We start from the raw sequence: 22,863 nt of genomic DNA, 5'->3' as shown, positions 1-22,863 counted from the left end.
GTTTAAAAAGCCAGACTTAAAACGTTGAAGAATTTTTGGTTCTCGCAGAGTCCCGCAGATTTATCACAGCATTAATCCAAAGAATAAACATATCGACATGAAAAAATCGTATTAAAATTGATTCTAATTATAAGCTTAGTTGTATTTTCAAATTCAGTGCAAGCTCAATCAGATAATAGATTCAATTGGCAGGGTTAGGTAGACAATTAAACCGAAGAGCTCTACGAAAAAGCTTTTCGGGCCGGCCATCACTACAATACCATTATCAACTGGACGGGGCGAGCATTATCCGTGATAAATTCCATATGATTGCCTGGCTGAATAAAGCTCAGGATCAGGTACGCAGGGCGGAAGTAAAATCCCTGCCTGTCCTAAAGAAAACGCGCTATACCTGGCTGAAAAACACTGAAAACCTCACCACCGGCCAAGCGGATAGCTTCGAGCAAATCAGCCGGATGAATCTGAAGGCCAGTCAGGCATGGCTGATCAAAGAGAACTGCAAAGGCGTCTACGAGCTACATTCATCTATTGAAGGGTTCTACTACTTTAACCAGTGGTCAGAAGATGTTACCCAGAAAGCTATCGGGGCATGTAAAAAAGTAGCCGAGATGTTTACCAAGCACCTGATGGGGATCTTAAACTATATCTCCTACCCAATTACTAATGCCAGGGCCGAACAAGTGAACTTCAAGATTCAGCAGTTAAAGTCAATTTCAAAAGGCTACCGGAACTTTGATAACTTCCGCAATGCCATCCTATTCTTTTTTGGATAATTAGATCTCTACCAAGAAGGGTTCCCGAAGAACTGAATTTACTTAATAAGACATCAGGTATAAGATGAAATCGAAAATAAAATTGCAGCAACTGATTTGTACTTATATCCCTTTCTGCCAAACTGTTAGCGTGTTTTTATATTTTCGCAGAAATAATTAATTCTTTCGCAAACTGATAATGGAAACAGCGTCCATCTAGCCAAACTTTTTTTAAGCAGTTGCCATAGTAACAAACCATCAGCATTTTGGATAAATTGCCGAAGTAATAATTCAACGATACTACCAGGAATTTCGATTTAATTTCGAGCCTCTGATAAATTATAGCCAAGTGATTTTAGATCCTGTTTAAATATTCTTCTGAACTGTAATAATCCCAAAGCAACTGATAATCCATATGGTAAAAATCCACGGCACTTTTAAGGGACTCATCAGTCAGTTCTTCGACGGAAAATGATGTGCCACCGGACTTCCGTTTTAAGAACTTGAGGCCCGGACGATATGTTTTCAAAAATTGATGAAGCTGATCAATTTCGTCAAACGGAAAAATTTTATCGAGGTAATTCAGATTATTTCCAAAGAAAGAGGCCTGCGGACGGGAATGATGTTCAATGCTCTTACTTACTCTCCTATACTCCTTCAGGTTAAGAACAAACGTATTGATATCGGGCATTGCATCAAGCCCTAATTTTTGGAGTGATGATTCGTTTTTCTTTAATTCTTCAAGATCAATCACCCGGTTTCGATAGCAAGAAATCAACCTCTTGACCGGATCGCGGACAATGGCAAAACGAATAAATTCTGTAGAAGATTCTAAAGCGTCAGTACTTGAAAATGCATCGGACCTTTTTTTGTAATAATCGTGTACATCAACATAGGGTTTGTTCACCGGCTGATTTGTATCAAATATGCATCCGAATTCGATTTGATGTAATCCCTGTTTGATAGATGTACACGCATTTTTAGGGATAGGTATGTAAATCAGTTTCTCATCCTGAAGACAAATCTGATGTATCTGCCAGCCGGATAAGCCAAGCTTTCGGGCTGCAAATCGTCCTCTCAGCTTCATCTCCTTGATTGTACGGGTGATCATATTTTTTATTGGCATTGTTTGGATCTATGCATTTAGCAAAAGATAAACAATTTAAAGCAAGTCTTCCGTTGGCTGTTTATCCATGCCCTCTGTTATAATTTGCCATCTCCTGTCAAATGCTATCATCAATACCCGGAACTGTCGAACCGCGAATTTAATACGGCTGAGAAAGTGGCAGAGCACCTTCGTAATCTCAGGATCGATGTTCATACCGAAGTTTGGGCACTGGCTAACCTAACCATCGATTAACATGATAAATTAAAAACTCAGCGAAACTCTGCGTAAACGTCTGTGGAAACCAGTGAGAAATATGATTTTTGTTCTTGCTAATTTGCGCATATTAACCGCGGAGTAGCGCAAAGGTTGTCATCAAAGTATTTTGATGTGTTCATCTGCTGTTTTCAAATAGAATTGGTATTATCTTAACAGTAATCAAACAGATGAGCCAATCCATTTTATGAAAACAGTGATCTCTCTTTTTCTGCTGTTCATCATTTTTACAGCAGATCTTTCCGCCCAGGGGTTTAATTCCCTGAACGGTCGTAATCATCCCTATCTTAACTGGCAGGTTGCTGAGACGGAGCACTTCAGAATTATCTATCCCGAGCGAATTGCAGAAATCATTCCGCAGGCGGCAGCGGTTGCTGAAGAGAGTTACGCTGCGTTGTCTGCTAATCTTGAAGTGGAGTTTTCAAAGAAAATCCCGATCTATCTATCCGATGAGGATGAAATCGTAAACGGATTTGCCAACCCAATCGGAAAAGGGTATACAATGATTTGGGTGAACCTGAATGACTATGCCGAAACGAAGACGGGGAGCGAAAAGTGGCTTCGAAAAGTGATCGCTCATGAACTTGGACATATTTTTCATTTCAAAGCGGTTTGGTCGGATTTCGGACTGCTCAACTATTTAATTGCAGATCCGCTTCCAAGACACTGGACGGAAGGTTTGGCACAATATCAGACGGAGGTCTGGGATTCTCAGCGCGGTGACCGATGGCTGCGAAAAGCTATTTTTGACAGTCGTCCGGGATTTAATGACGGACAGTCGATCGAGAACGGCAGACTGATGTACGCGGTTGGAAATTCACAGCTGCGCTACTTTACGGAAACGTATGGCGACAGTTCACTTGTAAATCTACTTTCTCACAGGGATAAAGTTTTCGGGTTGGAGTATCACGATTTCTACAGTGCCTTCGATGAAGTTGTGGATGGCGGATACTCTGCTTTTTACGAGGAGTGGAGAAAACACATTAATATTTACTACAACTCTCTAGCCTCAAAGATGGAGCGTACCGACTCACTTGGTGCCGATAAGATTTCGTTGCCCGGTCAATTTTATTACGATCTGGCAGTAAGTCCGGATGGGACTCAAATTGCTGTATTGTCTCTTCAGTCACTTTCCCGACGGGTTCGAGGACTCTATATTGTTGAGAATGATTCTACCCGGAAGAGTCGAAAAGTTGCGGAGGGATCTATAAATGCAGATATAATCTGGAATAGTGATGGTACTAAAATTTTCTATTCGCGTACTGTTCGGGGTGATAAATCTTCGCTGTTAAATGACATTTTCCGGTTAGATGTGGAATCAGGAAGAGAAACTCAGATTACCCGCAGCCGAAGAGCGAAATATCCAACGCCGGGTCCGCTGCAGAACACCATCGCATACATCGCAAACGAGGATGGAACAGGAAATCTGTTTCAGCTGGATATGCAAACCGGAGAAGAGAATCGTATCACCAATTATTCCGATGATGTACAGCTACTGCATCCACTTTGGGTAGCACATGAACAGGCGTGGCTGATTCACAAATTTGATGAGTTCGGCAATCGTTATATGATTTTAGCTGATCCACTAACCGGTAGGGAGAAGTTGATAGATGACGGCAGCGTTGATAATCGTCGATTTGTACTCAGTCCGGACGGTAATAAAGTTGCGTTTACATCTTTAAGGGATGAAGTGCCTAACGTCTTTGTATACGATTTTGAAGCCGATACCGAGCAGCGCGTTACAAATCTGTTTACGGGAGGTGAAATCTACGGCTGGTTTACTCAGCAGGATTCTCTTCAATCGGAAAAGTTGCTGGTAAAAGCCAGCGAAACCAAGCGTCGGGACGGGGTTTACTTTATTGATCCGGGCAGGTCATATTACTCTTTTAGCGGCGGAGAAGTAAATCAGGCCTATTCAAGCTGGAGAATAAAACAAGCCCCGAATTGGATTACATCAAATATTGAACCCGATGAAACATTGATTCAGAATCAATACAGCTATCAACCGTTGAAAAATATCAAACATGCTGCCACAATAATTTTGCCCTATTACGGTGATTCTGAAAACTGGGGTCTGTTTGGTACTGTCGGATTTACAGAACCCCTTGGTAAACATTTGATAGCGACAACCGGAAATCTTTCATTCGGGAATTCGGATCACTCATTTGGGATTTTGAGCTATATCAACAATCAGCTTTACCCGACTATTTCCACATCGATCTACAAAACACCAGGCAGTGCCTATTTTTATGGAGATAATTTTTTGGTTGAAGAGCTGATTGGTGGAGATGTTACACTGGATATGCCGGTTGACCGATTTGAAGCACCCTATCAAAATGGAAGCGTATATGCGAGGCTTCGGCATGTACTGGTTCGCCCATTTGATCGGGACGCTTTTTCAGAATCATTTTTAACGCCGGCTCCCGAACGTGCCAGGCAGACAGACCTATCGGTCGGTTTTCAGATCAAAAAGCAAAAGCCTTGGAGAGATAATGTAATTCATCCGCTGGATGGCTGGGGTGTGCGCGGAGTATTGACCGGAGCAGAAAAAAAACTGGGTTCTGATGTTAGTTTTGTAACTGCAGATTTGAGTGCATACAAGGTGATGCAATCAATTGGAATGCAGAGGATATATCTATACGGACGATATCAGCAGCAATGGGGATCATCGTTACCGCAGGATTTTGTGGGATTTTCAAGGCTGGACAACATAAACCTGAATCTGCCCGGTGAAGTACCGATCGACTTGTTTAATCAGGCTGAAAGAGTTCGCGGTTACCGAAGTTTTATAGCCGGAAATCGAGTTGCTTTTGGAAGCCTTGAGTACCGGATTCCGTTCCTGCCATCATTGAACACAACCATTCTGGGCTTAGTTAATTTGGGGTCGACGACCATCTCATTCTTTACGGATGCGGGTGTAGTTTGGAACGCCCGGTTTAATGATGGTACTAAAGGTACCGAACAGAGATGGGGAGCAGGTGCTGAATTAAAAAATTCACTTAATTTCGGAGGTATTCGATTTGCTCATGCTGTTGGTATTGCTCAGCCGGCTCAGGAGCTTTTCACAGATACCGATTATGATCTTTACTATCGGGTGCGTGCGGTGGTTCCGTTTTAATAAGTAGATGTGAGATATGAGTCTTGAGTCATGAGAAAAACACTCAAGCCTCATATCTCAGGACTCAAGACTAACACTAAATTCCCCTTCGCAATCCACGCTCGGTAAATCTCCAATCCTCAATAGTGCTGTTGATTTCCCTGTCGCTCCAGGTGATTTCTGTTTTTCGATCTTCGCGCAGATCATACATCGTCATCTTAGTCGGGCTCCAGAGTTGGTCCGTGATCTCCTCTAAATTCTCCGCTTCAAGACGTTTGATTTGATTATCATCTTCATCATAATAGTGGATTTTTTGCAGAGCGTACTTCTCTTTCAAAATTTCAAATTCCACATAAGCATACTGATCGGAATCCGGTTTAGAAGCTCGGACCAGATAATAATCTTCATGCTCCTCAAGCCACTCAAATTCGTAATCGTCGGGATCCTGATCGCCCAGATCTTCGTAGGTAAAATCACTTCCCATAAACCGGTCACCTCGTTCGGATGAACCGATTGTTTGGATTCGCCCAACTGAAGGCAAAAAGAGTCTTTGTTGTGTGGATCCATCTTCACGGACAGATAGAAACCCGGTGCCACGAACATTCCCCGGATCTGAAAAGATGATCAGGCTTTTGTTATCGTCGCCATCAACCAAATTCCATGATTGCATGGTTCTGGATCGGGTGCGCCCTCTTGGGTCGGTAATCACCATTTCCATTTTTGCCGTTTCCGATTCGATGGAATTTCTGCGATCATCCACCTCTTCAAAAATGGATCGAGCCTGCTCTTCGTCGGTGATTCTCTCCTGTGCAGAAAGTTGATTCGTGAGGGTGAAAAGGAGCAAAAGGTTAAGTAAAAGTGTTAGTTTCTTCATATAGTTACTTTGTTTTTTGAAAAAACAGCCTGAATATTTTAAACGTTCAAACAGATCTTACTTTATTTGGCTGAGATTTTTTTCAGGTCTTTTTCAAAAAAGAACTTTGATCGTCCAAATGCCGGTTTAAGATCATCAAGCCAGATGGCATCCGGATTATACTTGGCAAAAAATGGTCTGTCTACCCAGTCGGGATTTCTGCCCTGAATGAGGCGAAGTACAAATACCTTTTCTCCGTGGATCTCTTCTACTCCGAGAATTTGCACCTTGCCGGGATGAGCCGACATGCTGGGTCCTCTCACGGTTCGCCCAAGTCCGCTTGTTTGTTGATAAGCCTCCCGGAAAATATGCCAGGCTCGTTCAAGAGGGATACCGTAAAAGTGTTGAGCACCGGTGTTTCGAACCACAAACATATAGTACGGGATGATTCCCATTTGCACCTGCTGTTGCCACATTTTAGCCCATATATCAGGATGATCATTAATTTTGTAGAGCAGGGGTGACTGGGTGCGTATAACAGCACCTGTCTGCTGAATATTTTGAACAGCTTTTTTTACAATGGCAGTTTCTTGTTCAACCGGGTGGTTGAAATGTGCCATAAAAGCAAGATGTATTCCCGAGTCAACCACTTTTCTAAAAAGATCGAGAGTTTTGTCTGCATCACGGTCAGTTACAAACTTATAAGGCCAGTAACTGAGGGATTTACTTCCAATACGAATGTTTTGCAAATTCGGGAGGTCAGCTTCAAGAAGCGGGTTAATATATTGTTCCAGAATTTCAGCTTTCATAACCATTGGGTCACCGCCGGTAATGAGAACATCAGTAACCTGAGGATTTTCTCTGAGGTAACCGATCAGTTTTTCAATTTCTCGTGTCGCAAATCTATAATCCTTCATGCCTACAAACTGAGGCCAGCGAAAACAAAATGAACAATATGCATGACAGGTTTGTCCCTGGCTTGGAAAAAAGAGGGCTGTTTCACGATATTTATGCTGAATTCCCTCCAGTTTTTCTTTATGATACTGCGGAACGTTATGCTCCATTTGTCCTGCGGGATTGGGATTTAGTTGCAACCTGATTTCATTGGCCTTAGCTTTAATTTCGTTTTTTGAAGCGCCGCTTCTAATCAGATCAGCCATCGTATTAAAGTGTTCATCTTTCAAAAGCTCTTTTACCGGAAAAGTCAATATGAAAATGGGGTCGTCGGGGGCGTTATCCCAATCAATTAATTCATCAATCACATAATTATTGGCTTTGAAAGGTAAAACTGATCCCACAACTTCAATCGCGAACTTCTCTTCTTCCGACAGTTTTTCCATTTGAGGAATTTCCCGAAAATTTCTGAGGGTATAGGGTTTGTAGTTTTGAACTGAAAAGTCAGAATGGCCATTTGTTTTCATAATCTCCTCATTTGACGATTTACTTTTCATTTAAAAACTATCAATACTGATTAACTGACAGCTATATTTTGCCAGATGAAACCTGGAGTCTCTCACAGATAAATATGCAGCGCTCATTTAATATATATATGATTTTAGCAGTATAGATGAAAACTTAAAGTTTGTAATGGTTCAAAAAAGATTCCTTCTCTATTTTGAGATTGGTTGGAATGACCACTTCAGAGTTGCATAATATTGCGGAACAGAAATCGGTATATTCTTGCAGATTATAGATTTTTCAATTTTCAAATGAATTAAAAAGTGATTCCATGAGCACCTTTCGTGAAGTGATAAACAACCAGGCGAAAATACATTTCGATTACATGGTGTCTGTGAGGCGCCACATTCATAAAAATCCCGAAGTAAGCTATAAGGAGTATAATACCACTGAGTTTATTCTGAATGAACTGAAGAAGATGGGAGTAGAAACTCACCGGCCGCTGGAAACCGGATGTGTGGGAATCATTGAAGGGAAACCTTCAGGCCGGGTGATTGCACTTCGGGCCGACATCGATGCGCTTGCAATGGAAGAAGAGGGTGAGGCAAAGCAGGAGTTTAAATCTGTAAGACCCGGTGCGGCTCACTGCTGCGGACACGATGCTCACACCGCCAATATGCTGGGTGCGGCAAAAATTCTGATAGATTTGAAGGATCAAATCACTGGGAAGGTTGTGCTGATTTTTCAACCGGGTGAGGAGAAACTGCCCGGAGGCGGACGACTGCTGATGGAGACCGGGTTTTTGCAGGAGCAGGGAGTGCAGGAGGTGTATGGACTTCATATGAATCCCAATTACGAAGTGGGTAAAATTGCCACCAAAACCGGACCGATGATGGCTCGCCCGGATGAGATTGAAATAGAAATTTACGGGAAAGGAGGTCACGCGGCTTCGCCTCACGAAACGATCGACCCAATTGTGTTGGCCGCTCAAGTGATCACCCAGTTTCAAACCATCGTGAGCCGGAATATCAACCCGACGGAACCGGCTGTAGTTACCATCGGCAGGATTCGAGCAGGATCAACGTACAATGTGATATCTGAAAAAGCGGAGTTGCTTGGAACCGTAAGAACATTCTCGAGAGATACAGCTATGCTCATTAAGGAGAGAATGGAGGCCATTCTGAAAGGAGTGGTTGAGGGAGCCGGTGGAAGGTATGATTTCAGATTTAATGAAGGATACCCTGCAGTTGACAATAATGAAAAATGCACGCAGAACATTATTGATTCCGCTGTAGAATTGTTTGGTGAAGATCAATTGGTGGAACTTGAAAAACCGATCATGGGCGGTGAAGATTTTGCTTTCTATCAGCAGGAGTTTCCGGGAGCATTCTACTTTTTGGGCTCCCGAAGTGAAGAGGCGGATTCCGGCTGGAGCTGGCATCATCCAAAATACAATATCGATGAGCGGGCATTTTTGACCGGCGCCGCGCTGATGGCGGGATTAGCTTTGAAGGAGTGATATAATGAGACTCGCATTTGATAACCCGGCCGGTGACTATTTTCAACTTTCTGAAAAACAGATCGAAGAGGGGTTGGAGGCATCACGGGAAAGTCCGAGAAAACGAATGATTTTGCCGATCCACCGTAAACAGAACGCAGAAGTGCAGCGGTTAATAAACTTCCTTCAACCCGGAACCTATATTCGCCCACACCGCCATCCGATGGATCACGCAACGGAATCGATCGTGGTTTTAAAGGGCTCTATTTGGTTCTTTACTTTAGATGATACAGGAAGTGTATTGACCGACAATTTGCTGAAGCCGAACCCTATTCCATCTATTATTGATATCGAACCGAATAACTGGCATACTTTTGTCGTGTTGGAAGAGGATACGATTTTGTTTGAGTGCAAAAAGGGACCCTACAACGCGGAAACGGATAAGGAGTTTGCAAGCTGGTCTGCTGACGAATCTGATCCAAGTGCTTTTGAACAACTAAGAAACCATCTGAATCTATGAAACGTGAATTTTCATTCTGGGAACGGGAAGAGTGGCTGAAATCGCCGGATCTGCTGGTGATCGGTGCCGGAATTGTTGGAGCATCAGCTGCGCTTTTTTATAAAGAGAAGAATCCTGATCACGATGTAATTGTGGTTGATAAAGGATTTGCTCCGGAAGGTGCCAGTACGCGAAATGCCGGTTTTGCCTGTGTGGGTTCCGTTTCCGAGCATCTGGCTGATTTGGAGATTGCGGGAGAAGAGACCGTAATGAATCGGATTGAACGAAGGTGGAACGGGCTAAAACGATTAAAATTCACAATGGGAGAGGAAGCGATCGGATACGAATCGGTTGGCGGACACGAGATTTTTACGGATGATCAGCTTTTTGGAGAGTGTCGCGATAAGATGAATTGGTTGAATCAAAACCTGGCAGAAAAAATTGGTGAAGCTGATGTCTATTCGGTGAAAGAGTTTGAGGGATATCCGGCCATTTTTAATCGGCTGGAAGGTGCAATCAACAGCGGATTGCTGATGCGGTCCCTTCATCAAAAACTGACTGAAGCCGGTGTGAGAGTACTGTGGAATAGCAAGGTCTCTTCGGTAGAATCAAAACGTGTGGAATTTGAGGAAGGTGTAGTTTTAACACCAAAAAAAATATTATCGGCGGTGAATGGATTTACATCAAACCAAATAGACAAACCCATCCAGCCTGCGCGGGGATTTGTATTTGTAACCGAACCGATTGATGATTTGAAATGGCGGGGCACGTTTCATCACGATCGAGGATATGTCTATTTCCGGAATGTGGGCGATCGACTGCTGCTAGGCGGGGCGCGAAATCTGGCTAAGGAAGACGAGACAACCGATCAGTTTGGGGTGAATCCGAAAATCAAAGAGTATCTATACGGATTTGCTAACGATGTTCTCAAGCTGCCCTCCAACTGGAAGGTTGATATCGAGTGGAGCGGAATCATGGGCATGACGGAAAACAAAGAGCCGATTCTGGAACAGGTTGAGTCGGGTCTTTTTATAGCTGCGGGACTGAGCGGTATGGGAATAGCCGTTGGAATGGAAGTCGCTTCACAGGCGGTAAATCTGATAGAAAGCGATTGAAAAGAGTTCCCCTTCTTTTTGAGGAGGGGTTAGGGGTTGTTAAAATTCGCCAAAGCGTTTAATTACGCTCGTTCAAAAATTTCTGATAGAGCTCCAACAGTTCACTCATCATCATAGCTGTGGCACCCCAGAGCGGTACTCTGTGAATATCCCAGTAGGGAACTTCGAGCTCTCGGTTTTGAAGTTCCCAGACCTCTCGTTTAAGTAGCCGGTCACTTAAAAGCTGATCCATTTCTACGATGATAATCTCTTCAACTTCATTAGGGTTTCGAGTCAATACCGGCTTTTTATCCAAAAAACCAACAAATGGACTGATTCGGTTATGGCTTCTGTCGAGATAGAGCGGGCTGATGGAACCGGCTATATTAACCGTTTCAGGCTCTATTCCAATTTCCTCATGAGATTCTCTCAGGGCGGTTTCAATAGGTGTTTCATTCACTTCTGCCCGTCCTCCCGGGAAACTGATCTGTCCGGCGTGACGGATCGAGTTGGTTCGAAGAGTTAAAATTACGTTCAAACTATGATCCTCTCCGGGAAATAGAGGAACAAGCACACTGCTTGGGTGACCTTGATCATCATTAGGCTGCCGTTGAATTGGATCCCCATTCACAGGAGTCGGGCACATCTTTTTTTGAGCCTGCCACCCTGGAAGAGAGGATTCTGAAAAACGTTGTACGTATGAAAAAAAAGGGTGCTTAGACATTAAATTTTTATTCTTTTCTGATTACCAAAATACAGTGATGTATGCTCAAGTTCTACAAAATTGTTTAACATTAAATTCATAAAAAATTCATAAAACAGAATCGTTTTCCGGATTTTAGATATCTTGTAATCCATTAAATGCCAGCTATTTAATAAAGTAAAGCGCAGCATTCATACCGCTTCAACCATAGATTATTTACAATTTGATACAATGGTTATGCTTTGTTAATGTGGATAGAACCGATTTACGGCATATCAGATAATTGCTCATTATCGATTAAATTTTTGCCTTAAGTCATTAACCAAAACCTATCGAATACTTATGAGAAGACAGTTAAAATGGACATTAGCGATTGCTGTTCTGCTGATCGGGATGATTGGCTACGGATGTAGCAATGTTACGGAAACCGATCTTAACGAACCGGAAGAGGAACTCCTTGAGGCCGGATCCATCATTGACGGAAGCTATATTGTGGTGATGAAACCGGATGAAAAAGAACTGGAGTCTAAAGGCAAAGTTTATATTGAAAACTTTCGCACATCTTTGATGGCAGATGCAGGTATTGCAAATGATAGAGTAACATCAACCTACTCAAATGCGCTTTACGGATTCTCTGCAAATTTGGACGAAAACCAGCTTTCACTTCTGGAGAAGGATGATCGCGTTTCGTACGTAGAGGCTGATAAAGTTGTAACCCTCGCCCCGCCTTGCGGAACTCCTAATGGAGGACCTTGTGATGATGATCCTGATGATGGTGATGGAGACGACGGTGGTGATGATGGAAGTGGCGGTGATACCGAAGCTATTGTGCCTTGGGGCATTGAACGTGTAGGCGGAGCCGTAACCTATTCAGGGAGTGCCGTTTCCTGGGTGATTGATACAGGAATTCAGCTGGATCATCCTGACCTCAACGTAGATTCGAACCGCGGATTCACCGCTTTTTCCAGCGGACCGGACGGAAAAGATGCGGATGATAGAAATGGTCACGGAACGCACGTTGCAGGAACCATTGGTGGACAAAACGGTATTCTTGGCGTTGCTTCAGGTGTGGTTCAGGTGCCCGTAAAAGTACTTGACAGACGTGGAAGTGGGTCTATCTCCGGAGTGATTGCCGGTGTGGACTATGTTGCCGCAAACGCCTCTTCGGGTGATGTTGCGAATATGAGTCTGGGTGGCGGTACTTCACAGGCGTTGGATGACGCTGTTGTAAATGCAGCAAATCAGGGAGTTCTATTCTCAGTTGCAGCCGGTAACAGCAGTACGTGGGCCGAAGACTCTTCTCCGGCACGAGTTGAGCATCCAAATGTATGGACCATTGCTGCAACCGACTCAAACGACAATTTTGCGTCATTTTCGAACTATGGGCCACCTACCAGCCATGCTGCACCGGGTGTAGATGTTGAATCTACCTGGAATGATGGTGGATATAACACTATCAGTGGTACATCCATGGCCGCTCCGCATGTAGCGGGTATCTTATTGGTGAACAATGGAAGCGTAAACTCTGACGGTCAGTCATCTGCTGCACCCAATGGAGATAACTATCCGATTGCGTCACACAACTAAGAACTGACTAATCTCGACAGATTTGTGAAAAGCCCGGTTGTTTATTCAGCCGGGCTTTTTTATTGCCAGTTTTGCTTCTCTCAGATTTACGCTGAATTTTCGTAAAGGGTCGCGGAGTATTTCTGGAATCCAATGGATCAAATAGCCCCAATTAATCACCAATTCTGTAAACCGACATCAAAATTCTTCGGCATAAAATTCAACGGTACTGCGGTTGTTTAATATTGGCACACTCAGCGAAACTCCGCGTGATATCTGTGCCTCTCAGCGAGAACCTATTTGTAATCTTACTTTTGAATTCTGAGACGGGGTATAAAACGCGGAACGTTCTTTTGATACTGAACATAGCTCTCACCAAAACGCTTGATTAAATTTTTCTCTTCAAAATAGGAGCCGACCCAAAAGTAGAGTCCAAAAATAATGATTGAGTAAAGTAGGTTCATAGTCATGATCGGAGAGCAGATCAGGACTAACATTGCAAAAGTGTACATCGGGTGACGCATGTAGCGATAGAGTCCGGACGTGACTAGTTTACCACGTCGCGGTTCATCGAGGTAGTTTGGAAGTTTGCCTTCCCGAAGATTCAACAGTATCTGTTTGATGCCCAGAAATACCATTCCATTCTGAGCAAAGATCGATTTCAAAAAGAGATAGGCAAAGATAAGTTGCAGTGTAAGAAGCAGGAAAAAGAGAAGTCCGCTCAGTTGATAAAGGATTTGGTCTTGAGGAAGTGTGATCCACCAAAAAGCGATGAGTAGTATGGATATTAAATTATAGAGAGCCCGGTACCATACTTTAAATTTTGGTGATAATTCGAAGAGTTTTGTTTTAAAAGCATGAGATGCAGTTATGCTGTGCATCAATGCGAATGCCAGAAAGATGGCAGTCGGAATTATATAGTCTGAAAAAAAGTCCGGCATGCGGTCAGTTAATATCGGATTTAAAATTAATCGGTGTTCAACTCAACAAAAGGGTAATGAATTTGCTATTTTCTATGCTTTAAAATGACGAATTAATCAGAATTAAAGAAAATTTCTATGTCTCTTCTTGTTGTCGGCTCTGTAGCGTACGACGGTATTGAAACCCCATTCGGAAAAACAGATAGAATCCTTGGCGGATCAGCTACTTACATCTCTCTTGCAGCATCTTATTTTGCTAATCAGATTAACCTGGTTGGGGTTGTTGGAAAAGATTTTGCTGATGATGATATTGAACTGTTAAAAAGCAAGGATGTGGACTTAGAAGGTCTTCAGATCGACAAAAGCGGAGACACCTTCTTTTGGCAGGGCAAATACCACTACGATCTCAACAACCGTGACACGCTGGATACCCAGCTGAATGTTTTTGAGCATTTCGATCCGATAATTCCAGACGGATACAAAAATTCAAAGTATGTGGCACTTGGTAATATTGAACCGAGTCTTCAAGAAAAAGTGTTGGACCAGGTGAACAGTCCCGACTTGGTGGTGATGGATACCATGAATTTCTGGATTGAAGGAACACCGGATGCACTGAAGAAGACACTTAAAGGTGTGGATTTATTGGTAATTAACGATTCAGAAGCTCGTGAACTTGCTGAAGAACCCAACCTGATTAAAGCGGCTGATAAAGTGAGAGCAATGGGGCCGGAATCCCTAATCATTAAAAAAGGGGAGCATGGAGCTCTCTTGTTTGCCGGTGATGAAATTTTTTCTGCACCTGCTTACCCTGTAATCGATATTTTTGACCCAACTGGCGCCGGTGATACCTTCATGGGTGGGCTGCTTGGGTGGCTCTCTTACACGGATGACCTAACTCCAAACAATATGCGGAAAGCCGTAATATTTGGATCTGTAATGGCCAGTTTCTGTGTGGAGAAGTTTGGCCCCGAACGGTTAAAGGATCTCACAGAGAAAGAGATTTACGATCGTTACCGGGAGTTCAGGTCGTTAAGTGAAATTCCTGAAATCGAATAAGAAATAAACTTTATGAATAAGCCGGAAACGATTTTTCTTGCATCAGGAAATGCTCATAAAATTGAGGAACTGGAGCAGGTGTTATCACCGCTTGGAATAGATCTCGAATCCACACTTGACTATCCGGATGCAGAAGAGGTGGATGAAGATCAACCCGACCTACAGGGTAACGCTCTAAAGAAGGCGCAATTTTGGTTTAATAAAACAGGCCTTCCTTCGATTTCGGACGATACCGGACTTGAAGTGGATGCACTGAATGGAGCTCCGGGGGTTTATTCTGCCCGTTACGCGGGTAATAATCCTACCTACGACGATAATGTGCAGAAGCTCCTGACTGAATTGAAGGGGGAGTCAGACCGTTCGGCTCAGTTTCGAACGGTCATTGCTTTTGTTGATGGTTCAGACAATTATTTCTTTGAAGGTATTTGTCGGGGCAGAATCATAGATGAAAAGAAGGGAGAGAAAGGATTTGGCTACGATCCGGTGTTTGTTCCTGAAGGGTATGAAAAGACCTTTGCAGAGCTCAGTGCCGAAAAGAAAAATAAAATCAGCCACCGGGGAAGAGCCGTCCAAAAGTTCATCGATTTTCTGCAGAAATAGACTGTTCACCGCAGTAGCGCGTTAATTGCCACGGAAACACTGAAGAGCACGGAAGGTCAAAATGCAACTCTTTTGATATCAATTTTTATCCTGCCATAGTTGAGTATCAAACCTACTTTGCAACCGGAGCATTTTAAGTAGTTAATAGTTTGAGCCATATCTTCAGGTGGAATTCCATCTTTAGCTTTTACTTCCAATATTACTTGATCAAATACGACGAAGTCTGCGTAGAATTTATGAGGTAGTATCGTTCTCTTGTAAGCTATTTCATATTTTTTCTCCCTTTCAAACGGTATTCCCCTATTGTAAAACTCGTACTCTAAGGCATCTTTGTAGACAATTTCTAAGAATCCAGCCCCTAAAGTTTTGTGAACCTCTATCCCAGCTTTAATAATTTTATCTGTTTCTTCTTTTAGAGGAAAGTATTCTTTGTTGATTGAATGGCTCATTAGAGTTCTGTGTATTTCCGTGCTTCCGTGGCAAAAAAAAGCAGCTTTTATTATAAGACGCGAAAATCAATTAAGACTTACAAAAAACATTCACCGCGAACTCAGCGTCTCTGCAGTGAAATCTTTTTGTATCGAAGCTCGAATTTCCTTTCTTTTACAGGTTCATAAAACAAACGGATTCATGGGATTTACTCTGCTCGACGGCATTATTATTGTTCTCTACCTGGTGGCTGTTGCCGTATTCGGAATCTGGTCGGCCGGAACGCAAAAATCATCCACTGATTATTTTCTCGGCGGACGTGAAATGCCTTGGTGGGCTATTCTTTTTTCCGTTGTTGCCACCGAAACCAGTACCCTTACTTTTATTAGCATCCCCGCTGTTGCGTATGGAGGAAATCTTCTCTTTCTGCAACTTACTTTTGGTTACATTTTAGGACGAATTATCGTAGCCATCTGGTTTCTGCCGGCTTATGTGAAAGGAGAAATGACAACAGCCTATCAGTTCCTGGAAAAGCGATTTGGCTCCGGCATGCGAAAAGCAGCCAGTTCCACCTTTATTGTGACCCGGCTTCTGGCCGATGGCGTCCGATTATTTGCTACAGCCATACCACTGGCAATTATCTTCCGATTTGCAGGTGTATTTGATGCCTGGGGAGATGGAGCTATTTATTTATTGGCGATATCGGTAATTGCGGTAATTACATTAATTTATACATTCCTTGGCGGTATCAAAGCAGTAATCTGGATGGACGTTGTGCAGATGGTCGTTTACATCGGAGGGGCGGTATTCGCCCTGGTCCTGATGATTGGCAAAATTGACGTCGGTTTTGCAGAGATCATGGCAACGCTGAGCAGTGATGGAAAATTTACTCTGTTCAATTGGGGTGGTGGTTTATCAATTCAGGAGTTTTTAGCTGATCCATACGTGTTCTGGGTTGCCGTTTTTGGAGGGGCAGTTTTCTCCATCGCATCCCATGGTACCGATCAGTTGATTGTACAGCGTTTGCTGGCTACCGGCAATCTGAAGTCCAGCCAAAAAGCGTTGATTTGGAGTGGGTTTGTAGCAAGTGCACAATTTGCACTCTTTCTTTTCATCGGTTTGATGCTGTATGTATTCTACAGCGGAGCCGATCTGGCGGAGCTCGGGCTGAGAACCACAGACGAAATATTTGCAAAATTCATTGTAGATCAGATGCCGGTTGGTGTTGCAGGCTTGATCATAGCTTCGCTATTTGCAGCCGCTATGAGCAGCCTCAGCTCATCGTTGAACGCTTTGGCATCATCCACTACCTATGATATCATTAAACCGCTCTTCGGGCAGGACTGGGATCAGGAGAGAGAATTATGGATTTCGCGACTTACTACCATTGCCTGGGGATTTATTCTCACCGGTTCGGCTTTTCTGTTTACCTGGCTCCAGCTCTCCGGAGGAGAACAGCCTGCTGTTGTTGAACTCGGCCTGGGCATTGCATCCTACACCTATGGTGGACTGCTAGGGATTTTTATGTTGGGAAGGTTATTTCAAAAACCGGATAAGACCGATGCTATGATCGGATTTTTCACCGGTTTGATTTCGCTGCTTTTCATGGTAGAGGGCGCACTTCAGCAATTTCTTCCGGGTGAGCCCCTTACAATAGCGTGGCCACTCTACACACTGGTTGGCGGAGTTATAGTGATTGCGGTTGCAAACGCCTCCCACTATCTGAGAAAGCTGATCAGTAGATAATAACTAACTTCTCAGATCTTGAGACTCAAATCTCACGTCTAGGACAAAGAGATGTACTTCACATTTTGAACGCCGTCGATCTTACAGATCTCATTAAATTCGTCGTTTGTAAGCTGCTTATCGATTATCACTGCAGTAATCGCATTGGTTCCTTTGCCTGCTCTGCCAAGGCTCAGTGCTCCAATGTTAATATTTTTGGCTGCAAGTGAACCGGCTACAGATGCAAGCATTCCCGGCTTATCCTGGTTTTGGTACATCAGGATGTCACCTTCCAGGCGGAGTTCAATTCCATATCCGTCAATTTCCACTATGCGATAGTCGTTTGGCCCAAAAACGGCTGCTGAAAGTTTTTTGTAAGGGGCATCATCACCCAGTTCAATGGTGATCAGATCTTTATACATTTTGCCATTGCTGCTGGTTGTTTCACGAATATTCATGCCACGCTCTTTTGCAAAATGCCTTGCATTTATCAGGTTTAGTGATTCTGTTACATACTCCGAAAGCATTCCTTTCAGTATTCCATCTGTCAGTATATCGGCAAACTTTGATGAATCACCGGTATATTCAAATGAAAAACTGTTGGTATTATCCGGCATGATCTGCCCTGTAACTTTTCCTAATTTTTCGGCCAGCGCTACATAGGGCTTAACCTCTTTGTTGGTTAACAGTGAGATCGATTTCCCGTTTAAACTTCCCTTGTAGTTTTTGTTTTCGAGCGCATCAGATATCTGATTTGCTATCTGAACAGCCACTTTTTCCTGAGCCTCTTCTGTTGATGCACCCAAATGAGGTGTGCAGATAACAGCAGGATTTTCAAGAACTTTATAAATTTCAGGTGTAGGCGGTTCAGACGTGTATACATCTAGAGCCACGCCGGCGATAGTCCCATCTTTAATTAGCTTTGGCAGGTCTTCCTCTTTATAAATACCACCCCGTGCACAATTTACAAGCCGCATACCCTTCTTTATCTGATCAGAATTCTCGATAGAAATCATTCCACGGGTTTTATCAGTCAGCGGTGTGTGAACGGAGAGGTAATCCACTGTAGAGAGTAGTTCGGTTAGATCCATCAGTTCTACTCCCAATGAACCGGCATGATCTTGTGTGGTAAAAGGGTCATACGCGAAGATATCCATTCCAAATGCTTTCATTCGGAGTGCAACCTCAGAGCCTATTTTTCCCAGCCCGACAATACCGAGTTTTTTACTGTGAACCTCAGTTCCCATAAAACTCTTCCGGTCCCATCCGCCGTCTTTCACACGAGCAACGGATTGAGGAATATTTCGCGACAGTGCGAGTATCATTCCACAGGTGTGTTCTGCAGTAGAGATAGTGTTACCATCCGGTGTGTTCATCACCAGAATTCCTTTTGCAGTGGCGGCAGGAATGTCAATATTATCCACTCCAACACCGGCTCGCCCGATAACCTTTAGTTTGTCGGCGTGTTTAAGAAGCTCTTTTGTGATGGTTGTACCGCTACGTAAAACAACAGCATCGTATTTGCTAATTTCTTGTTTTAACTCATCATCGGATAGTTTACCCGGAATGTGAGTTTCAACCCCTCTCTCTTTAAATATTTGAGCACAAACGGGGTCGACATTGTCTAAAAGTAAAGCTTTGAAGGACATGAGAACTATTATTTTTTATTCAGTGTAGTCGTAGTCTTTAAATTCGGTAATCAGGGATTGTATCTCTTGTACACCCTTTCCGGTATCACCGGAACAAGGGACAACCGGAACTTCTATATTCATTTCTGATAAAATATCGTTCACTTTTTTTTCGGCTTGGCTGAGTTTGTTTTTAGAAATCTTATCAGCCTTAGTGAGCAATATCGCAAAAGGCTTCTGCTTGCTCGCCATCCAGTAGAAAAACTCCTGATCCAATCCTGTGGGATTGTGGCGACTGTCTACCAGGTGAAAAATCAGTTTTAAAGGCTTCCTCATTAGCAGATACTGTTTGATGTCTTTGCCCCATCGATCCCGCTCTTTTTTGGGCACTTTTGCAAACCCAAAACCGGGCAGGTCTACAAAAAACACTTTATCATCAATATTGTAGTAATTCATCTGCTGGGTTTTGCCCGGTGTGTTACTTGTTCGAGCCAGCTTCTTTTTATCAGTGATTTTATTGATAAGAGTGGATTTACCTACGTTTGACCGACCTGCAAAACAGAACTCCGGTAGAGACTCTTCAGGACACTCTCTGATGGATGGCGCGCTTGTGATGAATTCTGCTTTTCTGAAATTCATCAAACGATTTCGTTTTCTTCTTTTTCAATACCAAAATCCACAGGAACAGGATAGTTTCCTGTAAAGCATGCGGTGCAATAATCGTGTTCGGAATCATTGGCTTCCTTCACCGCTTCAACCAATCCATCTGCGGATAGATATCGGAGGCTGTCTACACCAATTTCTCTTGCAATAGCATCCACATCGCGGTTAAATTTATTGGCAATCAGCTCTTCGGGGCTTGGGAAATCCATTCCGTAAAAACAGGGATGAGTAATTGGCGGTGAGCTTACCAGAAAGTGTATTTCCAAAGGGTTGGCGTCACGAATCATGTCAACCAGATAACGGGATGTTGTGCCGCGAACAATAGAGTCATCCACAATGATAACCGGTCGGCCTTCAATTACACCTTTAACGGTGTTGAACTTTGTTCTGACTTTCTGCTCCCGTGATTTTTGACCGGGCGAGATAAAGGTTCTTCCCACATAGTGATTTCGGATGAGGCCAATATCGTATTTACAATCAAAGCCGGCTTTTTGATTTTCATGAGCGTACCCAATAGCCGCGGTGTTACTTGAATCAGGAACCGATATAACAATTGGGCGGCGATCTTCAACATTGGATTTTACGACCTCATCCAATGGGTGCTCTTTAGCAAGCTGTTTCCCGAGGTTTCGGCGAATTTTGTCGACCATTTCACCAAAAATCTTACTGTCCGGCCGGGAAAAGTATACATACTCAAAAATACACTGGCTGCTCTTTGTGCCGGCCTTTGGTTCGAGCCGCAGGGATTTCGGGTTTTGTTCTTCAGATGCTTCCCTGTCAATTATTAGTACTTCTCCGGGTTCTACATCCCGAATGTATTCTGCACCAATAATATCAAATGCGCAGGTTTCACTCGCTACGGTGTAAGAACCGTCAATTTTTCCCAGCGCTAAAGGCCGGAATCCATTTGGATCGCGTACGGCAATGAGTTTATCATCTGTTAAAATTACCAAACAATATGCGCCTTCAATCTGACTCAGTGCATCCATGATCTGATCCATCTGATCTTCTTCTCTGCTATGAGAAATAAGATGCAGAATCAGTTCGGTATCGGATGTGCTTTGAAACAGAACACCTTCATCGCGGAACCGTTCTCTGAGAGACCGTGCATTTGACAGGTTACCGTTATGACCAATCGCCAAATTCCCATTCCGATAGTGTACTCTGAATGGCTGAATATTGGCGGGATTTTTAGAAGAGCCGCTTGTTGAATACCGGTTATGGCCAATAGCGGATCGTCCTTTCAGCTCATTTTTAAAGATCTTTGGGTCATCATAAACAGAAAGGACCAATCCAAAACCTTTATGCATCGGCATAGTGGGCCGACCTTTTTTTTCATCAAAATAGGTAGTTACAATTCCGGCCGACTCTTGTCCGCGATGTTGAAGTGCGTGAAGACCGTAATAGGAGAGAAGTGCAGCGTCTTCGTGGTCATAAATACCAAAAATGCCGCAGTAGTCATGAGGTTTGTCGATCATGCCTGGGATTAAGATCAGGGATTAACTTAAGCCTAAAAGATAAGCATTTGATGAGTAAATATCAGTGTGAATTATAAGCTGCTGTGCCTTTATAACATCTCCGGTAATTCTTCAAAAAACGTTTAAAGAGATACGTTTTTCATCTCAGATTCGTATACTCAACGTATGAATAAACTAAAATTCTTATCAGCAGTAAAAGGTGTTTCCAGGGTTTTGCTGGGGGCAATGCTCCTTTTTGCAGGGTATTTGAAGGTGCAGGATAATACGGCGCTTTTTGAATCGGTTGCGTACATCACCTGGATACCGCTTTTTCTAAAGTCAATCATTATCGATTCTCTTCCATGGATAGAGATGGTTGTAGGTGGCTTGTTGGTATTTAATCTATTTGAGAAGATTGTAAAACCGGCCGCGTTCTTGATTTATTTTAGTTTTTTCATTTTTGCGATCTATGGATTAGGAGCGGGAATAGAGGGCGATTGCGGCTGTTTTGGAGATCCGGATGATGCTACAATTATAGGAGCTTTACTGGGAAGTGAGTTTGGCTGGAAGATGGTCATACGGAATGGGATTTTTCTTCTGATGGCCGGCCTCCTCATCATGCCTAATCGAGTTTTGAATAAGGATTCCGGTGAGTAGGTAAATCTTGCTTCCAATCTGATCTCGGAGTTGAAGATGTGTAACCGGTATAATAACGGTTCTTCGATTTGCTAAATATGATATACGTATAGAGCATTTCTCTCGAACTGGATCGCAAACAAAATAAGCTAAAAACTTTCTATTTTAAACTTATAAAAAGACCGGAAAATCTCAGCAGTAATAATAAACAAAGCAGTAGAGTTGAAAGGCTGAAATAAAAAAAAGCCCTCTGAAATGAATCAGAGAGCTTTTATATGAGCGGGAAATCCCGATAGATTCGGGACGGCTCCCAACCTTGGTCCCGAGGATTCGGGATGCTCTACCACTGAGCTATTCTGGAAACTCATTCTTATCTGAGGTAATTAATTTTTTGATAAATATTTGGCTTTTCTGCTTCTTGATGAAGTTTTCGAACTTGATTGCGTCAGATTTACTGTTAAATGATTTAAAGAATACAAGTTCCCAGGGAATACCTGATTTTGTTGAAGGGGTCATTTCATTATTGTGTCGGTCTAATCTATCCTGAGGAGTTGAAGATGTGTAACCGGTATAATATCTGTTCTTCGATTTGCTAAATATGATATACGTATAGAACATTTCTCTCGAACTGGGCCACAAATAAAAAAAGCTCAAAGATACTAGTCTTTGAGCTTTTAAAAGTGAGCGGGAAACGAGATTTGAACTCGCGACCCCAACCTTGGCAAGGTTGTGCTCTACCACTGAGCTATTCCCGCTGGTGTTTGGTATAAAATATTCAGTAAATCAAAAGATTTCGCGACCCCAACCTTGGTCCCGAAGTCTCGGGATGCTCTACCACTGAGCTATTCCCGCTGGTGTTTGGTATAAAATATTCAGTAAATCAAAAGATTTCGCGACCCCAACCTTGG

20 protein-coding genes and 1 tRNA gene are annotated in these 22,863 nt (G+C 43.1%); 10 read left to right on the top strand and 11 right to left on the bottom strand.

Annotation, left to right across the window (positions count from 1 at the left end):
- The first annotated feature begins 185 nt into the window (after positions 1 to 185).
- Positions 186 to 773 (top strand): transposase, encoded by a 588-nt coding sequence (locus ACESM0_RS05100; RefSeq protein ID WP_372904290.1) that lies wholly within the window; start codon positions 186 to 188, stop codon positions 771 to 773.
- Positions 774 to 1,107: 334 nt separating this feature from the next.
- Here the strand turns inward: ACESM0_RS05100 and ACESM0_RS05095 are convergent, their stop codons facing one another.
- Positions 1,108 to 1,878 (bottom strand): sulfotransferase family 2 domain-containing protein, encoded by a 771-nt coding sequence (locus ACESM0_RS05095; RefSeq protein ID WP_372904288.1) that lies wholly within the window; start codon positions 1,876 to 1,878, stop codon positions 1,108 to 1,110.
- Positions 1,879 to 2,320: 442 nt separating this feature from the next.
- On the opposite strand from ACESM0_RS05095, the gene ACESM0_RS05090 reads away from it, so the two are divergent.
- On the top strand, positions 2,321 to 5,251 hold the full coding sequence (locus ACESM0_RS05090) for a M48 family metalloprotease (protein WP_372904286.1): 2,931 nt from the start codon (positions 2,321 to 2,323) through the stop codon (positions 5,249 to 5,251).
- 76 nt (positions 5,252 to 5,327) lie between these two features.
- Here ACESM0_RS05090 and ACESM0_RS05085 read toward each other — a convergent pair whose 3' ends face one another.
- Positions 5,328 to 6,104 (bottom strand): outer membrane lipoprotein-sorting protein, encoded by a 777-nt coding sequence (locus ACESM0_RS05085; protein ID WP_372904284.1) that lies wholly within the window; start codon positions 6,102 to 6,104, stop codon positions 5,328 to 5,330.
- A 62-nt stretch (positions 6,105 to 6,166) separates the two neighbouring features.
- On the bottom strand, positions 6,167 to 7,504 hold the full coding sequence (locus ACESM0_RS05080) for a KamA family radical SAM protein (RefSeq protein ID WP_372904301.1): 1,338 nt from the start codon (positions 7,502 to 7,504) through the stop codon (positions 6,167 to 6,169).
- Between the two features lie 308 nt (positions 7,505 to 7,812).
- On the opposite strand from ACESM0_RS05080, the gene ACESM0_RS05075 reads away from it, so the two are divergent.
- The 3 genes from ACESM0_RS05075 to ACESM0_RS05065 are packed head-to-tail and all read left to right on the top strand — an operon-like array spanning position 7,813 to position 10,593.
- Entirely contained in the window at positions 7,813 to 9,000 is a 1,188-nt protein-coding gene (locus tag ACESM0_RS05075; protein ID WP_372904282.1) for a M20 family metallopeptidase, read from the top strand.
- A gap of 4 nt (positions 9,001 to 9,004) precedes the next feature.
- The gene (locus tag ACESM0_RS05070; protein ID WP_372904281.1) at positions 9,005 to 9,499 is read left to right on the top strand and encodes a WbuC family cupin fold metalloprotein; all 495 of its coding nucleotides are present in this window, start codon (positions 9,005 to 9,007) and stop codon (positions 9,497 to 9,499) included.
- Positions 9,496 to 10,593: an NAD(P)/FAD-dependent oxidoreductase gene (locus tag ACESM0_RS05065; protein ID WP_372904279.1), complete on the top strand. Its 1,098-nt coding sequence runs from the start codon at positions 9,496 to 9,498 to the stop codon at positions 10,591 to 10,593. Before ACESM0_RS05070 ends, ACESM0_RS05065 begins: the two co-directional genes overlap by 4 nt.
- 58 nt (positions 10,594 to 10,651) lie before the next feature.
- Here the strand turns inward: ACESM0_RS05065 and ACESM0_RS05060 are convergent, their stop codons facing one another.
- Positions 10,652 to 11,296, bottom strand: coding sequence for an NUDIX hydrolase (locus ACESM0_RS05060; RefSeq protein ID WP_372904277.1), 645 nt, complete (start codon positions 11,294 to 11,296; stop codon positions 10,652 to 10,654).
- Between the two features lie 321 nt (positions 11,297 to 11,617).
- Here ACESM0_RS05060 and ACESM0_RS05055 point away from each other — a divergent pair, with 321 nt between their 5' ends.
- Positions 11,618 to 12,862 carry a S8 family peptidase gene (locus tag ACESM0_RS05055; protein WP_372904274.1) on the top strand — a complete coding sequence of 415 codons (1,245 nt, stop codon included), beginning with the start codon at positions 11,618 to 11,620 and terminating at the stop codon, positions 12,860 to 12,862.
- Positions 12,863 to 13,149: 287 nt separating this feature from the next.
- Here the strand turns inward: ACESM0_RS05055 and ACESM0_RS05050 are convergent, their stop codons facing one another.
- A complete protein-coding gene (locus ACESM0_RS05050) occupies positions 13,150 to 13,782 on the bottom strand; it encodes a methyltransferase family protein (RefSeq protein ID WP_372904272.1) in 633 nt (210 codons plus the stop codon).
- A gap of 117 nt (positions 13,783 to 13,899) precedes the next feature.
- Between ACESM0_RS05050 and ACESM0_RS05045 the strand changes: the two genes are divergently transcribed.
- Entirely contained in the window at positions 13,900 to 14,817 is a 918-nt protein-coding gene (locus ACESM0_RS05045) for a PfkB family carbohydrate kinase (protein WP_372904270.1), read from the top strand.
- Between the two features lie 12 nt (positions 14,818 to 14,829).
- Positions 14,830 to 15,417, top strand: a complete 588-nt coding sequence (gene rdgB / locus ACESM0_RS05040) for an RdgB/HAM1 family non-canonical purine NTP pyrophosphatase (RefSeq protein WP_372904268.1) — start codon at positions 14,830 to 14,832, stop codon at positions 15,415 to 15,417.
- Between the two features lie 56 nt (positions 15,418 to 15,473).
- Here rdgB and ACESM0_RS05035 read toward each other — a convergent pair whose 3' ends face one another.
- Entirely contained in the window at positions 15,474 to 15,866 is a 393-nt protein-coding gene (locus tag ACESM0_RS05035) for a GxxExxY protein (protein WP_372904266.1), read from the bottom strand.
- Positions 15,867 to 16,047: 181 nt separating this feature from the next.
- Between ACESM0_RS05035 and ACESM0_RS05030 the strand changes: the two genes are divergently transcribed.
- Positions 16,048 to 17,592, top strand: a complete 1,545-nt coding sequence (locus ACESM0_RS05030) for a sodium:solute symporter (protein WP_372904264.1) — start codon at positions 16,048 to 16,050, stop codon at positions 17,590 to 17,592.
- Between the two features lie 38 nt (positions 17,593 to 17,630).
- On the opposite strand, the gene serA is transcribed toward ACESM0_RS05030, so the two are convergent.
- From serA to purF, 3 genes are read right to left on the bottom strand one after another with little or no spacing between them, the layout of a single operon-like run.
- Positions 17,631 to 19,220: a phosphoglycerate dehydrogenase gene (serA, locus tag ACESM0_RS05025; RefSeq protein WP_372904262.1), complete on the bottom strand. Its 1,590-nt coding sequence runs from the start codon at positions 19,218 to 19,220 to the stop codon at positions 17,631 to 17,633.
- A 15-nt stretch (positions 19,221 to 19,235) separates the two neighbouring features.
- On the bottom strand, positions 19,236 to 19,838 hold the full coding sequence (gene yihA / locus ACESM0_RS05020; protein WP_372904260.1) for a ribosome biogenesis GTP-binding protein YihA/YsxC: 603 nt from the start codon (positions 19,836 to 19,838) through the stop codon (positions 19,236 to 19,238).
- A complete protein-coding gene (gene purF / locus ACESM0_RS05015; protein WP_372904258.1) occupies positions 19,838 to 21,340 on the bottom strand; it encodes an amidophosphoribosyltransferase in 1,503 nt (500 codons plus the stop codon). Before purF ends, yihA begins: the two co-directional genes overlap by 1 nt.
- A gap of 165 nt (positions 21,341 to 21,505) precedes the next feature.
- Here purF and ACESM0_RS05010 point away from each other — a divergent pair, with 165 nt between their 5' ends.
- The gene (locus ACESM0_RS05010; protein WP_372904256.1) at positions 21,506 to 21,976 is read left to right on the top strand and encodes a MauE/DoxX family redox-associated membrane protein; all 471 of its coding nucleotides are present in this window, start codon (positions 21,506 to 21,508) and stop codon (positions 21,974 to 21,976) included.
- A gap of 330 nt (positions 21,977 to 22,306) precedes the next feature.
- On the opposite strand, the gene ACESM0_RS05005 is transcribed toward ACESM0_RS05010, so the two are convergent.
- Both ACESM0_RS05005 and ACESM0_RS05000 read right to left on the bottom strand, forming a co-directional pair.
- Positions 22,307 to 22,573 carry a GIY-YIG nuclease family protein gene (locus ACESM0_RS05005; RefSeq protein WP_372904254.1) on the bottom strand — a complete coding sequence of 89 codons (267 nt, stop codon included), beginning with the start codon at positions 22,571 to 22,573 and terminating at the stop codon, positions 22,307 to 22,309.
- A gap of 65 nt (positions 22,574 to 22,638) precedes the next feature.
- Positions 22,639 to 22,710 (bottom strand) — tRNA-Gly (locus ACESM0_RS05000).
- Positions 22,711 to 22,863 lie beyond the last annotated feature (153 nt).

This window comes from Rhodohalobacter sp., from assembly GCF_041686455.1.
Classification (GTDB): domain Bacteria; phylum Bacteroidota; class Rhodothermia; order Balneolales; family Balneolaceae; genus Rhodohalobacter.
The sequence above is the reverse complement of the archived record's forward strand: the minus strand, read 5'-3'. Positions and strand labels throughout refer to the sequence as shown.